This window comes from Monashia sp. HAY1-11D (genome assembly GCF_056868035.1).
Genome location: NZ_CP200320.1, coordinates 3,025,638 through 3,040,622, shown reverse-complemented (window position 1 = coordinate 3,040,622; position 14,985 = coordinate 3,025,638). Strand labels below are relative to the sequence as shown.

Genomic DNA, 14,985 nt, shown 5'->3' with positions numbered 1-14,985 from the left:
TCAGGCGGTCTTCGGCACGCGGACGATGAGGGCGTCGCCCTGCCCGCCACCACCGCACAGCGCGGCCGCGCCGACCCCGCCGCCGCGGCGCCGGAGCTCGAGCGCGAGGTGCAGGGCGATGCGGGCCCCGGACATGCCGATGGGGTGGCCGAGCGCGATGGCGCCGCCGTTGACGTTGACCTTCTCGACGTCGATGCCGAGCTCCTTGGCCGAGGCCAGACCGACGGCGGCGAACGCCTCGTTGATCTCGACGAGGTCGAGGTCGGCGGGCGTGATGCCCTCCTTCTCGCAGGCCTTGGCGATGGCGCGGGCCGGCTGCTGCTGGAGCGTCGAGTCCGGGCCGGCGACGACGCCGTGGGCGCCGATCTCCGCGACCCACGACAGGCCGAGCTCCTCGGCCTTCGTGCGGCTCATGACGACGACCGCCGCGGCGCCGTCGGAGATCTGCGACGCCGAGCCCGCCGTGATGGTGCCGTCCTTGGCGAACGCCGGGCGCAGGCCGGACAGCGAGGCCGCCGTGGTGTCGGCCCGGATGCCCTCGTCGTTCTTGAACTCGACCGGGTCGCCCTTGCGCTGCGGGATCGACACGGCGACGACCTCGTCGTCGAAGACGCCGTCCTTCCAGGCCTTGGCTGCCAGCTGGTGGCTGCGCGCCGAGAACTCGTCCTGCTCCTCCCGCGTGAAGGCCTGGGCGCCGGTGTTGGCCTGCTCGGTCAGGGCTCCCATCGCCTGGTCGGTGAAGGCGTCCCACAGGCCGTCGTGGGCCATGTGGTCACGCACCGTCACGTCGCCGTACTTGTAGCCCTCGCGCGACTTCGTCATGAGGTGCGGGGCGTTCGTCATCGACTCCTGGCCGCCGGCCACGACGATGTCGAACTCTCCCGCCCGGATCAGCTGGTCGGCCATGGCGATGGCGTTGATGCCCGAGAGGCAGACCTTGTTGATCGTCAGGGCCGGCACGGTCAGCGGGATGCCCGCGGCGTGCGCGGCCTGGCGGGCCGGGATCTGGCCGGCACCGGCCTGGAGCACCTGGCCCATGATGACGTACTCGACCTGCTCGGGCGCGACGCCCGACTTCTCCAGCGCGCCCTTGATCGCGATGCCGCCGAGGTCGGCCCCGGAGAAGTCCTTGAGCGACCCGAGCAGCCGGCCCATCGGGGTCCGGGCTCCGGCGACGATCACCGAGGTGGGACGGTCAGAAGTCATGGGAAGAGCCTCTCCAACGTCATCGGGGGATGTCCTCATCACTCTAGTCTCGGCATCCGGGCACCCCCGCCGGGCATGACCAAGCGCACACGGGCCGCCGCTTCTGCCCCGTGGGACCAGGTCCTACGTTGGTCGCCATGAGCACGTTGACCGGTCCCCTGTTCACGCACATCGACCACGTCGGCATCGCGGTGCCCGACCTCGACGCCGCCATCGCGTTCTACCGCGACACGTACGGCATGACGATGCTCCACGAGGAGACGAACGAGGAGCAGGGCGTCCGCGAGGCGATGATGGGCGTCGGCGACTCCGGGTCCTGCATCCAGCTGCTGGCGCCGCTGTCGCCGGAGTCGACGATCGCGAGGTTCCTCGACCGCAGCGGCCCGGGCATCCAGCAGCTGGCCTACCGCGTCAGCGACATCGACGCCGTCTGCACGACGCTGCGCGAGCGCGGGCTGCGTCTGCTCTACGACGCCCCGAGGCGCGGCACGAGCGACAGCAGGGTGAACTTCATCCACCCCAAGGATGCCGGCGGCGTGCTCGTCGAGCTCGTCGAGCCCGCGGGCGCGCACTGACGCTCAGCCGGCGGGGAGGACGGCCTGCCGGCTCTCGAGCTCGTGCTCGGTGAGGACGACGAGCGCGGCGGTCCAGGCCAGCGGTGCCGGCCCCGCCGGCCGCCCGTCGGGGAGCACCTTCTCCGGCAGGCTGCCCCATGCGGTGCAGTGGCCCTCCAGCCAGCCCAGCCAGCGCTCGGCCAGCTCGACGCGTCCGGACGCGGCTGCCGTGTACGCGACGAGCGCGGTCTCCGGCGTCCACGACACCCCGTCGGACTTCCACCCCGCACCCGGCGCCAGCCCGCCGGCCTCGCGCAGCGCGAGGACCGGGTAGCGCTCCCAGGCGCGCACGGCGGCGGCGTCGTCGAGCGTGGCGAACGGCGGCATGAGCATCGCCACGGCGGCGTCGAGACCGCCGGAGGAGCCGTGCCGCTCGTAGGTCGGGCCGAACGTCGAGCGCACGAGCGCACGGAGCCGCGCGGCGGCCGCTGAGCACCGGGCCGCAGCCGTCGAGCTGCCTTCTGCAGCAAGGCTCCTGGCCGCGGCCTCGAGACCTGCAGCCAGCGGCGCGGCGGTACCGAGGGTGACACGCCCCTCGGGCACCTCCCAGTAGTCGGGCGTGGGCGCGGGCAGGCGGTGGCCGTCGGCTGTCTGGTCGAGGGCGAAGCGCACGGCTCGGTCCCGCAGGGCTCGCAGGTCGGCCGGCAGCACGCGGACGCCCGTGCCGGTACGGGTGGCGTCGAGGCCCCAGAGGACCCAGCCGGCACCGTCGGTCTGGGGCGGTCGGTCGTCGGGCGGTCCCGAGCCGTCGAGCCGGTAGCGCGCCTCGAAGCCTCCGTCCCGGCGCTGGGCACGGGCGAGGAAGCGCCACACCCGCCATGCGTCGTCCTCGTGCCCGGACACGGCGTACGCCGCCGCGACGAAGGCGCTGTCGCGGGGCCAGGCGTAGGCCCACGGCGCGTCGGGCCCGGCGGCCACGGCCCCGGTGTCGCGGGTCAGCCCGTGCAGGTCGGCGAGCGCACCGGCGACGAGACGGCGCCGGCTCGGCTCGAGCGGCGCCCCGCCCCGCGCCAGCCAGGCGGCGTCCTCCACGGGGCGCAGGAGGCGGCTGCCCAGCGAGGCCGGGACGAAGGGCGGCCGGTCCCGCCAGTCGGCCCCGTTGCGCAGCGTCGGCAGCGGTTCCGGGTGGACGACCTGGGGCAGCACGAGGCCGAGCGAGAGCACCGCGGCCGCCGTCGCCGCCGCAGCCGTCGTCGCGACCCGCCGCATCACCGCCCCCTCTCGTGGCGGCGTCAGTGTGCCAGAGCCGCGACGGCGCCACGCCGGGTTCGCATCCGGCCGCCGTAGCATCCGGCCATGGACATCTCGCGGCGGCGGGCGATCACCGGCGGGGCCGGCGTGGCGGTCGGCGCGGTGGGGGCGGTGTCGGCCCGGACCGTCACCGACCGGCTGGCCGAGAACACGCCCCTGCCGTTCTACGGCAGCCCCGCGAGCGGCGTCCGCCCGGACCGCGGCGCCCCGGGGGTCGCGTCCGGCAGCGTCGTGTGGAGCGGGGACCCGACCGCGCGACGCGTCGCCCTCACCTTCGACGACGGACCGCACCCCGACTGGACCCCGAAGGTGCTCGCCGCGCTCGAGGCCGCCGACGCGCCCGCGACGTTCTTCTGCCTCGGGCGCAACGTGCGCGACCACGCGGTCGTCCACCGGTCGAGCGTGGGCCGCCACGAGCTGGCCAACCACACCTACGAGCACCGGGACCTCGCCCGGCTCGGCTACGACCGGTGCCGGGACGAGATCCGCCGCACGAGCGAGGCGATGCAGGCGGCGTGGGGCGTCGCGCCGACGCTCTTCCGGCCGCCCTACGGCCACCTCGGCGGCGCAGCCGTGCTCGCGGCGGCCGAGCTCGGGCTGACGACCGTGCTGTGGTCGGCGCAGGCCCGCGAGGACCTCGTCGCCGCCCACCCCGACGGCATCGTCGAGGACCTCGCGTCCCTCGTGCGGCCCGGGAGCATCGTGCTGGCCCACGACACCGGCTCGTCCGACCGCCTCATCACCATCGAGCGGCTCCCCCGCATCGTCGAACGCCTGCGCGCGGACGGCTACGAGCTCGTCACCGTCTCGAGGCTGCTCGGCGGGGCCGAGGCGTGAGTGGCCGCGCGACCCGTGACCCAGGTCACCTGTGGTGGGCGTCTCACCCGGGACGCCGCCTTCCGGCACCGTGGCTACCGTCGGGTCACGAGCCGGCGACGGCGAGCAGGACCTTCTGCAACCAGGTGACCAATGACGCTGCGACGTAAGGACCTTTGACATGCAGGCCATCCGCGACGCCATCCTCTCCGGCGACCGCACCCGGGAGACCTACGCGGCCCTCGAGATCCCGCAGACCTATCGGGGGGCGACCGTCCACAAGGACGAGGTCGGCATGTTCGAGGGGATCGCCACCCGCGACAAGGACCCCCGCAAGTCCCTGCACATCGACGAGGTGCCGGTCCCCGAGCTTCGCCCCCGGCGAGGCCCTCGTCGCCGTCATGGCCAGCGCCATCAACTACAACACGGTGTGGACCTCGATCTTCGAGCCGGTCTCGACGTTCGGTTTCCTCGAGCGCTACGGGCGGACGTCGGAGTACGCGCGGCGGCACGACCTGCCCTACCACGTCGTCGGCTCCGACCTGGCCGGCGTCGTCCTGCGGGTCGGCCCGGGCGTCACCAAGTGGAAGCCCGGGACCGAGGTCGTGGCCCACTGCCTGTCGGTCGAGCTCGAGGACGCCGAGGGCCACGACGACACGATGATGGACCCGCAGCAGCGGATCTGGGGCTTCGAGACGAACTTCGGAGGCCTCGCCGAGCTCGCCGTCGTCAAGGCCAACCAGCTCATGCCGAAGCCGGACCACCTGACGTGGGAGGAGGCCGCCTCACCGGGGCTCGTCAACTCGACCGCCTACCGGCAGCTGATCTCCAAGCACGGCGCTGCCATGAAGCTCGGTGACCGCGTCCTCATCTGGGGCGCGTCGGGCGGGCTCGGCTCCTACGCCACGCAGATGGCCCTCGCCGGTGGCGCCACCCCGATCTGCGTCGTGTCCTCGCCGGAGAAGGCGCAGATCTGCCGCGCCATGGGCGCCGCGCTCATCATCGACCGCTCGGCCGAGGGCTACCGGTTCTGGAACGAGGACGGAACCGAGCAGAACCCGAAGGAGTGGCAGCGCCTCGGCAAGCGCATCCGCGAGCTGACCGGCGGCTACGACGTCGACATCGTCTTCGAGCACCCGGGCCGCGAGACCTTCGGCGCCAGCGTCTACGTGGCTCGCAAGGGCGGCACCATCGTCACGTGCGCCTCGACGTCGGGCTACATGCACGAGTACGACAACCGCTACCTGTGGATGAACCTCAAGCGCATCGTCTCCTCGCACTTCGCCAACTACCGCGAGGCGTGGGAGGCCAACGAGCTGGTCAACCGCGGGCTCATCCACCCGACGCTGAGCAAGACGTACGCGCTCGACGAGGTGGGGCAGGCTGCCCTCGACGTGCACCAGAACGCCCACCAGGGCAAGGTCGGTGTCCTGACGCTCGCCCCGCAGGCCGGGCTCGGCGTCACGAACCCCGACAAGCGCGCCGGCTTCGAGGAGGCCATCAACCGCTTCCGCAACCAGTAAGCCGCATCGGTCCCCGCACGAGGGGGCCGGTCCACCGCAGGGGTGGACCGGCCCCCTCGCGTGCCGTCACGTGGCAGGCTCGGGCCATGACGCTGCCCACGACGTTCGTCCGCGAGGTCATCGACGCGCCGGCCCGGGAGCAGAGCGAGCGGTTCCTCGACGAGCACCGCACGGCCCTGCGCGAGACGCTCACGGGCCTGAGCGAGCAGGAGGCGAGGCGCTCGCTCGTGCCGTCGGCCACGACGCTGCTCGGCCTCGTCAAGCACGCGACGTACGTCGAGAAGGTGTGGTTCGACCACGCCCTGACCGGACGCACCCGCGCCGAGATCGGCATCCCGGAGCGGTCGGAGGACTCCTTCCTGCTCAGCGACGACGACTCGGTGGCCTCGGTCGTGCAGGCCCACCGGAAGGCGTGCGAGGCGTCGGCGCGCGCCACGGCACACCTCGGTCTCGACGACGTCCTCACGGGCTACCGGCTCGGGCCGCTGCCGCTGCGGTGGGTCCACCTCCACGTCCTGCGCGAGCTCGCGCAGCACTGCGGGCACGCGGACATCCTGCGCGAGCAGGTGCTCGTGAGCCGGCCGCCGGGCTGAGGCACCCCCGGGATCAGGTCTCCTTCGGGCGAGAGGCGCCGCAGGCGGGGCCGATCCCGTCCCTCGCCTCGAGCGCGGTGACGACCGCTGCCATGTCCAGCGCTCCCGCGCCCGACTCCTCGGTCTCGCGGAAGAGCTCGCGGGTGACGTCGAGCAGCGGGCTCACCGCACCCACCGCACGAGCCGCCTCGGCGACGAGCCGGGTGTTGGTGTGGACGTCACGGACCGCCGCCTGGGCCTCGAAGTCCCGGTCGGCGAGCTTGGCGAGCTTGAGGGTCGACACGTCGCTCGCCATGGGGCCGAGATCGAGCGCCCGGCGGAACGCCGCGAGCTCGAGACCCATCGCCGCCGCGAGGTGGTGGGCCTCCGCGAGCCCGGCCACCATCGTGCACAGGTAGAGGTTGACGGCGAGCTTGGTGCCCAAGCCCTTCGGCACCGGGCCGCAGCGCAGAACCGCGCGGCACAGGTGGCGCAGGAGCGGCTCGACCTGCTCGACGGCGTCGTCCTTTCCGGCGACGAGCCCGACGAGCTCGCCACGCTCGGCCGGCACGCGAGAGCCCGAGACGGGCGCCTCGACGTACCGTCCTCCGGCACGCTCGACGTCCCGGGCGAGGGCCGCGGAGAACTGCGGGGAGGTGGTGCCGAGGTGCACGAGGGTGCGGTCGGCGACCGCGGCGTCGAACGCCGGGGTGCCGCGCCGCAGCACCTCGTCGACAGCCTCCTCGTTCGCGAGCATGAGCAGCACGACCTCGCTCCTGGCGAAGACCGCGGCCGGCGACTCGCACACGACGGCGCCGAGGGCGGCCAGCTCCGCTGCAGGGCGCGGCGAGCGGTTCCACACCACCAGCGGCAGGCCCGCGCGCAGGAGGTTCGTCGCCATGGGCCTGCCCATGATTCCCAGTCCGATGAACCCGATCCGCTGCATGGCGCCTCCCGGCTCGTTCATTATGACACCTGTCATAGTGGGTGCCGACATCATGACACGTGTCATAGTTGCGGCGCACGATGCCGTCTCTCAGGAGGACCCATGCACCAGCCGGCGCCACGCGAGCGGATCGTCTACGAGGCGGCACAGCACCTGCGCCGAGCCGGGGTGACGGCCACCGGGCTGCGCCAGGTCGTCGCCGACGCCGGAGCGCCGCGAGGCTCGCTCCAGCACTACTTCCCCGGCGGCAAGGACCAGCTCCTCGCGGAGGCGCTGCAGTGGTCCGGCGCCTGGGCCGCCACCCGCGTCGAGTACCACGTCGGGCGGCTGCGGCGCCCGACGCCGAGCCGCCTGTTCCGGGCCGTCGTCGACGACTGGGTCGCCGACCTCGCGGCCCGGGACTTCGAACGCGGCTGCCCGGTGGCGGGGGCGGTCGTCGACTGCGCAGACACCAACGATGGTGTCCGCCGCTCCGCCGAGGCCGCCCTGCAGACCTGGGCCGCCCCGCTGACCGCCGCCCTCGTCGACCTGGGCCGCCCTCGGCGTCGGGCCGAGGCCCTGTCGACCCTCATGCTCTGCGCGCTCGAGGGCGCGATCCTGCTGGCCCGCGCCCAGCGCGACACCGCTCCCCTGCGGGTCGTGGCCCGCGAGCTCGCCCCGGTCCTCGACGCCTGAGCCCCTTCGACTCGTCCGGTGGTCGACGGTGAGGGCCGGCCCGTCGAGCCGAGATGCTCAGCGGTAGGCGTTCCCGGAGGGCCGCGCGTCGCGACGCTGCCAGCAGCCCGTGTGCCAGTGGCGACGGTCACCGACCCCGCCGACGCCGTCGGCCGGCCACGCGACGACGTGGGGCACCCCCGGCGGGATGTCCTGCTGGCACCCCGGGCACAGGTACGGACGCGTCGCCGACGCCCCGCTCACCGACCGCACCGTCCACCGGCCACCGGCGTAGGACTCCTCCCGCGTCGACCCGCCCTGGATGCGCGTCACGTCGAGCGGCACGTGCTCGCGCGTGTGCTTGCTGGGGCGACGGCGCGAGGGCATGGACCCAGCGTAGGTCTCAGGCGTACGTGCGGAACCCGCGACCCGTCTTGCGGCCGAGGTAGCCGGCCGTGACGAGGTGCTCGAGCAGCGGCGCCGGGGCGTAGCCGCGCTCGCGGAACTCGAGGTAGAGCTCGCGCTCGATGGCGAGCGAGACGTCGAGGCCGACGACGTCGAGCAGCTCGAACGGGCCCATCGGCAGCCCGCAGCCGGTCTTCATCGCGGTGTCGATGTCGTCGGCGGTCGAGTAGTTGGCCTCGAGCATCTTCACGGCGTCGTTGAGGTAGGGGAACAGCAGCGCGTTGACGATGAAGCCGGCGCGGTCGCCGCAGGTGACGGGGTGCTTGCCGATGCTGCGGCACAGCTGCTGCACGGTCGCCACGACGTCGTCGGCCGTCGACACCGTGTGCACGACCTCGACGAGCCGCATGACCTGGGCCGGGTTGAAGAAGTGCATCCCGACGACGTCCTGCGGGCGGGTCGTCGCGGCGGCGCACTCGACGACGGGCAGCGAGCTCGTCGTCGTGGCGAGGATCGCGCCGGGGCGGCAGATCTCGTCGAGGTTCTCGAACAGGGCGCGCTTGACGGTGAGGTCCTCGACGACGGCCTCGACGACGAGGTCGACGTCGGCGAGGTCCTCCAGCCGCGTCGTGCCCCGGAGGCGCCCGAGGGCGGCGTCACGCTCGTCCTCGGTGAGCTTCCCGCGCTGCACGCCCTTCTCGAGGCTGCGCTCGACCGCGGCGCGGACGGCATCCACCTTGGCCCCGGACCGGGCGACGTAGGTCACGTCCAGGCCCGCCTTGGCGAAGACCTCGACCATGCCGGTGGCCATGGTGCCCGAGCCGACGACGCCGACCGTGCGGACCGGACGCGTCGCGGCCGTGGAGGTCTCGGCCGGCGCCGGCGTCAGGGCGTCGTCGACGACCTGCGAGCTGCCCGGCTCGGCGTAGGTGTAGAACCCGCGCCCGCTCTTGCGGCCCCTGAGCCCGGCCGTGACCATCTGCTTGATGATCGGGCTCGGCGCGTGGAGGCGGTCGCGACCCTGCTTGTACATCGTGTCGAGGATCTCGTAGGCGGTGTCGAGGCCGATGAGGTCCATGAGCGCGAGCGGGCCCATCGGGTAGCCGCAGCCGAGCTTCATCGCGGCGTCGATGTCCTCGCGCGAGGCGTACCGGCTCTCGAACATCGCCACCGCGTGGTTGAGGTAGCCGAACAGCAGCGCGTTGGCGATGAAGCCCGCCTTGTCACCGACGACGACCGGCTTCTTGCCGAGCCGCTCGGCGAGCGCCTTGACGTCGGCGAAGGTCTCGTCGCTCGTGATGACGGTCTTGATGACCTCGACGAACTGGAGCACCGGCGCCGGGTTGAAGAAGTGCATGCCGACGACGCGCTTGGGGTTGATCGTCGCCACCGCGATCTCGGTGACCGGCAGCGAGCTGGTGTTCGTCGCCAGGATGGCGTCGTCGGCGACGATCGTGTCGAGGCGGGAGAAGATCTCCTTCTTCAGCTCGAGCTTCTCGGGCACGGCCTCGACGACGAGCTGGCACTCCTTGAGGTCGGCCATGTCGGCGGAGAAGTGGACCCGGCCGACGAGGGCGGCCTGCTCGGCCTCCGTGAGCTTGCCGCGCGCCACGGCCCGGTCGGTCGAGTGCTGCAGGACGCCACGGCCCTTCTCGACCGCCTCGTCGGTGACCTCGACCGCGACGACGTCGATGCCGTTGCGGGCGAAGACCTCGACGATGCCAGCGCCCATGGTGCCGAGTCCGATGACACCCACCTTGGTGAACTCACGAGCCATGGGTCGAAGTCTCCCAGAGCCGCACGGACACCCACACCCACCGCGGGGGTGACGCTGCCCACGCCGGTCGTCCTGCCCTAGGGTGACCGGGTGCGTCTCGTCATTGCCCGCTGCAGCGTCGACTACGACGGCCGTCTGACGGCCCACCTGCCGCTCGCGACCCGGCTGCTCGTCGTCAAGGCCGACGGCTCGGTCCTCGTCCACAGCGACGGCGGGTCCTACAAGCCGCTCAACTGGATGTCGCCGCCGTGCACCATGGCTGAGGTCGAGCCCGACGAGTCACAGGCCGCCGACGGCGTCGTCGCGGTGTGGCGGGTGCAGCACGCCAGGTCCGAGGACCGCCTGACCGTGGTCATCCACGAAGTGCTCCACGACAGCGCCCACGAGCTCGGCGTCGATCCCGGGCTCGTCAAGGACGGTGTCGAGGCCCACCTGCAGCGCCTGCTCGCCGAGCACATCCACACGCTCGGCCACGGGTTCTCGCTCGTGCGCCGCGAGTACATGACCGCGATCGGCCCCGTCGACATCCTCGCCAAGGACGACCGCGGCGCCAGCGTCGCCGTGGAGATCAAGCGACGCGGCGAGATCGACGGCGTCGAGCAGCTGACCCGCTACCTCGAGCTGATGAACCGCGACCCGCACCTGGCGCCCGTCACGGGGGTCTTCGCCGCCCAGCAGATCAAGCCCCAGGCACGCACCCTCGCCGAGGACCGCGGCATCCGCTGCGTCGTCCTCGACTACGACGCCCTGAGGGGCATCGACGACGCCGAGTCACGCCTCTTCTAGGTCGCCGACCGTCGCCACGCTGCCGACGGCCGGCCCTCGCCCGCCGGCACCGAGCGGTGTCACGTCAGACCCTCGAGCCGCTGGCGAGCCACGCCGTCGGCGTCGACGAGCAGCAGGAGCGGGTCGGGGTCCGCTCCCCCGCGCACGACGACGACGGTCTCGCCGCGGTGCACGTCGACGAGCGCGTTGAAGCCCTCGGAGCCGTCGGACAGGTCGCCGTGGGCCAGGTGGGAGGGGACGCCGAGGTCGTCGGCCAGCGACTCCACCGGGCCGGTGTCGGGCACGTCGTCGGCGGCGTAGACCGCCTGGACCTTCTCGAGGTGGATCGCCGAGGCGAGCCAGCCGACGTCGGCCAGGCCGGGCGGGTTGACCACGACGATCCGGGCGGCACACTGCAGGTCGCTCATGCCCTGACGCTACGCCAGGTGGGGGCCACGGTCAGGGCGTCAGGCGGGGGCGACCTCGACGGCGGTCAGGCCGCGCGCCTCACGGATGACGCCGACCATCTCGCCCATGATGTCGTTGAGCCCGAAGTCCTTGGGAGTGAAGACCATCGCCACCCCTGCCGAGCGCAGTGCGGCGGCGTCGGCCTCGGGGATGATGCCGCCGACGACGACGGGCACGTCTCCGGCACCCGCCTCGCGCAGGCCTCGCAGCACCTCCGGCACGAGCTCCATGTGCGAGCCGGAGAGGATCGACAGGCCGACGAGGTGCACGTCCTCGGCCACCGCGGCGGCGACGATCTGCTCGGGCGTCAGTCGGATGCCCTGGTACACGACCTCGAAGCCGGCGTCGCGGGCGCGGACGGCGACCTGCTCGGCGCCGTTGCTGTGCCCGTCGAGACCCGGCTTGCCGACGAGGAGCCGCAGCCGCTCGCCGAGCTCCTCACCGGTGCGGGCCACGAGCCGCCGCACGCGCGCGAGGTCGTCACCCGGCTCGGCGCCACCGACGCCGACGGAGCCGGACACGCCCGTGGGAGCGCGGTACTCGCCGAACTCCTCGCGCAGGGCGCCGGCCCACTCACCGGTCGTCACCCCCGCGCGGGCACACTCGAGAGAGGCCGGCATGAGGTTGACGCCCGACGCTGCGTCGGCGCGAAGCCGTTCCAGCGCCGCAACCGCACGGGCTGCGGCGTCGGTGTCCGCGTCACGCTGCTCGCGCCACGTGCGCACGGCGTCGGCGGCCGCCTGCTCGACGGACGCGTCGACGGTCTGGATCGCAGTGCCCAGGTCGGCCGTGAGGGGGTTGGGCTCTGTCGTCTCGAAGCGGTTGAGGCCGACGATGACCTCCTCGCCCGCCTCGATGCGGCGACGCCGCTCGGCGTGCGACGCGACGAGGGCCGACTTCATGTAGCCGGACTCGACGGCGGCCACGGCCCCGCCCATCCCCTCGATGCGGGCCATCTCGGCCCTCGCCCCCTCGACGAGCTCGTCCACCTTGCGCTCGACGACGACGGAGCCGGTGAACAGGTCGTCGTACTCGAGCAGGTCGGACTCGAAGGCGAGGACCTGCTGCATGCGCAGGCTCCACTGCTGGTCCCACGGCCGCGGCAGGCCGAGCGCCTCGTTCCACGCCGGCAGCTGGATGGCACGGGCGCGGGCGTCCCTGCTCAGGGTCACGGCGAGCATCTCGAGGACGATCCGCTGGACGTTGTTCTCCGGCTGCACCTCGGTCAGCCCGAGGCTGTTGACCTGGACGCCGTACCGGAAGCGTCGGGCCTTCTCGTCGGCGACGCCGTACCGCTCGGTGGTCAGCTCGTCCCACAGCCGGACGAAGGCGCGCATCTTGCACATCTCCTCGACGAACCGCACGCCGGCGTTGACGAAGAAGGAGATTCGCGCGACGACCGCTGAGAACTCCTCTGCCGGAACCTGCCCCGAGTCGCGCACCGCGTCGAGCACGGCGACGGCGGTGGACATCGCGAAGGCGATCTCCTGGACGGGGGTCGCGCCGGCCTCCTGCAGGTGGTAGCTGCAGATGTTGATGGGGTTCCACTTGGGGATCTCGCGCACCGTGTACGCGACGAGGTCGGTGATGAGGCGGAGCGAGGGTCCCGGCGGGAAGACGTAGGTCCCCCGCGAGAGGTACTCCTTGATGATGTCGTTCTGCGTCGTGCCGGCGAGGGCATGGACCCACTCGGTCGGGTCCTCGTCCGCCTCCTGCGCCTGCCGCTCGGCCGCCACCTGGTAGAGCGCGAGCAGCCACATCGCCGTCGCGTTGATCGTCATCGACGTGTTCATCGCCCGCAGCGGGATGCCCTCGAAGAGGGCCGCCATGTCCCCGATGTGGCTGACCGGCACCCCGACCTTGCCGACCTCGCCGCGGGCGAGCGGGTGGTCGGGGTCGTACCCTGTCTGCGTCGGCAGGTCGAAGGCCACCGACAGGCCCGTCTGGCCCTTGTCGAGGTTGCGGCGGTAGAGCGCGTTGCTGGCGGCCGCGCTCGAGTGCCCGGCGTACGTGCGCATGACCCAGGGCCGGTCGCGCTGCGGCCGGGTGGGTGCGGGCGGGGCGCTCTCCGTCGAGGACATGGCTCGACGGTAGCGGCGGCCCCTCGCGCCGGGGAGACGCTCAGGCGGTGAGAGGCGCCACAGTGGACGAGGCGTGACGCGGCGCGAGGATGCGGTCGAGCCGGCACCCGCGCACGAGCCGCGTCGTGCGGTCGCTCGGGTCGACGAGCAGGAGTCGACGCTCGGCGCGGGTGGCCCGCCGGTGCAGGTGGACGAGGACGCCGAGGCCGGTGGCGTCGCCGATCTCGGCGTCGGCCAGGTGCAGGCGGATGTCGCCGCGCCCCTGGGGGATGATCGCGTGGATGGCGTCGCGGATGTCGGGCACGGTGTGGATGTCGAGTCGCCCCTCGATGATCACGTCGTGCCCGTCCGGCCCGTCGACTACTCGGACCGGTGCCCTCCGTTGGGTGTTCAGCGCCATCGTGACCCCTCTCAACGCGGCTGCCGTCACCATGATGACGGCCCCGGTACCGAAAACGTTGCCCTGAGGAGTCAAGAAGTGGTCAAGAAAATACGTCCGTGACGTGCAGGTGGGTACGTCCGGGTTCCTCCCCCGAGGGACGAACCCGGGCAGGTCCGGCGAACCGCCCGGGGTCTCACTCGAACGGTGCGTCGTCCGGCTCCCGGGTGACGTCGGCACCGAGGGCACGCAGGGCCACCTCGAACCGCGGGTAGCCCCGGTCGATGTGGTGGACGCCGCTGACGAGCGTGTCGCCCTCGGCGACGAGCCCGGCGATGACGAGGGCCGCACCGGACCTGATGTCGCTGCTCTCCACCGGCGCCCCCGACAGGAGCGGGACGCCGTGGGTCATGACGTGGTGGCCGTCGATCTGCGCCTCCGCGCCCAGTCGTGCGAGCTCCTGGACGGTGCGGAACCGGGCCTCGAAGAGGTTCTCGGTCACCATCGCCGAGCCGTCGGCCACGACGTTGTAGGCGAGCGCGAACGGCTGCAGGTCGGTCGGGAAGCCCGGGTAGGGCAGCGTCGCGACGTCGAAGGCCCGCGGTCGGTCCGCCTCCACGGCCACCCGGAAGCCGCGGTCGGTCGTCTCGACGAGGCATCCGGCGTCGGCGAGCGAGCCGAGCGGGACGCGCAGGTGCTCGGCCACTCCCCCGACGACCTCGACGTCACCGCGCGTCGTGGCGGCCGCGAAGGCCCACGTGCCCGCAGCGATGCGGTCGGGCACGACGGCGTGCTCGGTGGCCGCGAGCCGGTCGACGCCGTGCACGACGATGCGGGACGTGCCGGCCCCCTCGATGTGGGCCCCCATCGAGACGAGCATCTCGGCGATGTCGACGATCTCGGGCTCCTTGGCCACGTTGTCGATCGTCGTCGTGCCCCGCGCGAGGACCGACGCCGTCAGCGCGTTCTCGGTGGCGCCGACGCTCGGGAAGTCGAGGCGGATCTCCGCGCCGCGCAGGCCGTCGGGCGCCTCGGCCACGAGGTAGCCGTGCGTCACGTGGACCCGTGCGCCGAGGGACTCCAGGGCCGCCGCATGCAGGTCCAGGCCGCGCGAGCCGATGGCGTCCCCGCCCGGGACGGCCACGTCGGCCTGACCCGTGCGGGCCACGAGCGGGCCGAGCACCGAGATCGAGGCCCGCAGCGCCCGGACGAGCTCGTAGTCGGCCCGGTGGCCGATCGAGGCGGGCACGTCGAGGACGACCCGGTTCCGCTCCGGCGCGTAGTCGACCTCGACCCCGAGCCGCCGGAGCAGCTCGGCCATGATCGTCACGTCGGCGATGGCCGGGACGTTGGTCAGGGTCGTGCGTCCCTCGGCGAGCAGCGCGACCGCCATGAGCTTGAGGGCGCTGTTCTTCGCGCCCAGGACGGTGACCTCGCCGACGAGACGGGCCCCGCCGACGACACGGAAACGCTCTCTCACGCACCGCACCCTATCCGGGTGGGCCCAGCCGCCCGGTGAGAGAGTGGC

At 72.8% G+C, this 14,985-nt stretch carries 14 protein-coding genes and 1 pseudogene; 6 read left to right on the top strand and 9 right to left on the bottom strand.

Annotation, left to right across the window (positions count from 1 at the left end; all coding sequences use genetic code 11):
* A complete protein-coding gene (locus AC1VM9_RS14050; RefSeq protein WP_483123050.1) occupies positions 1 to 1,206 on the bottom strand; it encodes an acetyl-CoA C-acetyltransferase in 1,206 nt (401 codons plus the stop codon).
* 137 nt (positions 1,207 to 1,343) lie between these two features.
* Between AC1VM9_RS14050 and mce the strand changes: the two genes are divergently transcribed.
* Positions 1,344 to 1,781: a methylmalonyl-CoA epimerase gene (gene mce / locus AC1VM9_RS14045; protein ID WP_481339355.1), complete on the top strand. Its 438-nt coding sequence runs from the start codon at positions 1,344 to 1,346 to the stop codon at positions 1,779 to 1,781.
* Positions 1,782 to 1,784: 3 nt separating this feature from the next.
* Here the strand turns inward: mce and AC1VM9_RS14040 are convergent, their stop codons facing one another.
* A complete protein-coding gene (locus AC1VM9_RS14040; protein WP_481339351.1) occupies positions 1,785 to 3,029 on the bottom strand; it encodes a glycoside hydrolase family 15 protein in 1,245 nt (414 codons plus the stop codon).
* 87 nt (positions 3,030 to 3,116) lie between these two features.
* Here AC1VM9_RS14040 and AC1VM9_RS14035 point away from each other — a divergent pair, with 87 nt between their 5' ends.
* From AC1VM9_RS14035 to AC1VM9_RS14025, 3 genes and pseudogenes are all read left to right on the top strand, one after another.
* The gene (locus AC1VM9_RS14035; protein WP_483123048.1) at positions 3,117 to 3,908 is read left to right on the top strand and encodes a polysaccharide deacetylase family protein; all 792 of its coding nucleotides are present in this window, start codon (positions 3,117 to 3,119) and stop codon (positions 3,906 to 3,908) included.
* A 160-nt stretch (positions 3,909 to 4,068) separates the two neighbouring features.
* A pseudogene (gene ccrA, locus AC1VM9_RS14030) lies at positions 4,069 to 5,410 on the top strand (crotonyl-CoA carboxylase/reductase).
* 86 nt (positions 5,411 to 5,496) lie between these two features.
* Positions 5,497 to 6,003 (top strand): DinB family protein, encoded by a 507-nt coding sequence (locus AC1VM9_RS14025; protein ID WP_481339343.1) that lies wholly within the window; start codon positions 5,497 to 5,499, stop codon positions 6,001 to 6,003.
* Positions 6,004 to 6,016: 13 nt separating this feature from the next.
* On the opposite strand, the gene AC1VM9_RS14020 is transcribed toward AC1VM9_RS14025, so the two are convergent.
* Positions 6,017 to 6,949 carry an NAD(P)-dependent oxidoreductase gene (locus AC1VM9_RS14020; protein WP_481344711.1) on the bottom strand — a complete coding sequence of 311 codons (933 nt, stop codon included), beginning with the start codon at positions 6,947 to 6,949 and terminating at the stop codon, positions 6,017 to 6,019.
* An 81-nt stretch (positions 6,950 to 7,030) separates the two neighbouring features.
* Between AC1VM9_RS14020 and AC1VM9_RS14015 the strand changes: the two genes are divergently transcribed.
* A complete protein-coding gene (locus AC1VM9_RS14015) occupies positions 7,031 to 7,603 on the top strand; it encodes a TetR/AcrR family transcriptional regulator (protein WP_483123047.1) in 573 nt (190 codons plus the stop codon).
* A gap of 57 nt (positions 7,604 to 7,660) precedes the next feature.
* Here AC1VM9_RS14015 and AC1VM9_RS14010 read toward each other — a convergent pair whose 3' ends face one another.
* Positions 7,661 to 7,969, bottom strand: coding sequence for a hypothetical protein (locus tag AC1VM9_RS14010; protein WP_481339337.1), 309 nt, complete (start codon positions 7,967 to 7,969; stop codon positions 7,661 to 7,663).
* A gap of 16 nt (positions 7,970 to 7,985) precedes the next feature.
* Positions 7,986 to 9,764, bottom strand: coding sequence for a 3-hydroxyacyl-CoA dehydrogenase family protein (locus AC1VM9_RS14005; RefSeq protein ID WP_481344713.1), 1,779 nt, complete (start codon positions 9,762 to 9,764; stop codon positions 7,986 to 7,988).
* Between the two features lie 90 nt (positions 9,765 to 9,854).
* Between AC1VM9_RS14005 and nucS the strand changes: the two genes are divergently transcribed.
* On the top strand, positions 9,855 to 10,550 hold the full coding sequence (gene nucS, locus AC1VM9_RS14000) for an endonuclease NucS (RefSeq protein WP_481344714.1): 696 nt from the start codon (positions 9,855 to 9,857) through the stop codon (positions 10,548 to 10,550).
* 59 nt (positions 10,551 to 10,609) lie between these two features.
* Here nucS and AC1VM9_RS13995 read toward each other — a convergent pair whose 3' ends face one another.
* The 4 genes from AC1VM9_RS13995 to murA all read right to left on the bottom strand — a co-directional run bounded on the left by AC1VM9_RS13995 (position 10,610) and on the right by murA (position 14,937).
* Entirely contained in the window at positions 10,610 to 10,957 is a 348-nt protein-coding gene (locus AC1VM9_RS13995; protein WP_481339331.1) for a hypothetical protein, read from the bottom strand.
* Positions 10,958 to 10,996: 39 nt separating this feature from the next.
* Complete coding sequence (locus tag AC1VM9_RS13990; protein ID WP_481344721.1) at positions 10,997 to 13,015, bottom strand: protein meaA; 2,019 nt, start codon at positions 13,013 to 13,015, stop codon at positions 10,997 to 10,999.
* A 103-nt stretch (positions 13,016 to 13,118) separates the two neighbouring features.
* Entirely contained in the window at positions 13,119 to 13,478 is a 360-nt protein-coding gene (locus AC1VM9_RS13985) for an STAS domain-containing protein (RefSeq protein WP_481339329.1), read from the bottom strand.
* Between the two features lie 175 nt (positions 13,479 to 13,653).
* A complete protein-coding gene (gene murA, locus AC1VM9_RS13980; RefSeq protein ID WP_481344715.1) occupies positions 13,654 to 14,937 on the bottom strand; it encodes a UDP-N-acetylglucosamine 1-carboxyvinyltransferase in 1,284 nt (427 codons plus the stop codon).
* Positions 14,938 to 14,985 lie beyond the last annotated feature (48 nt).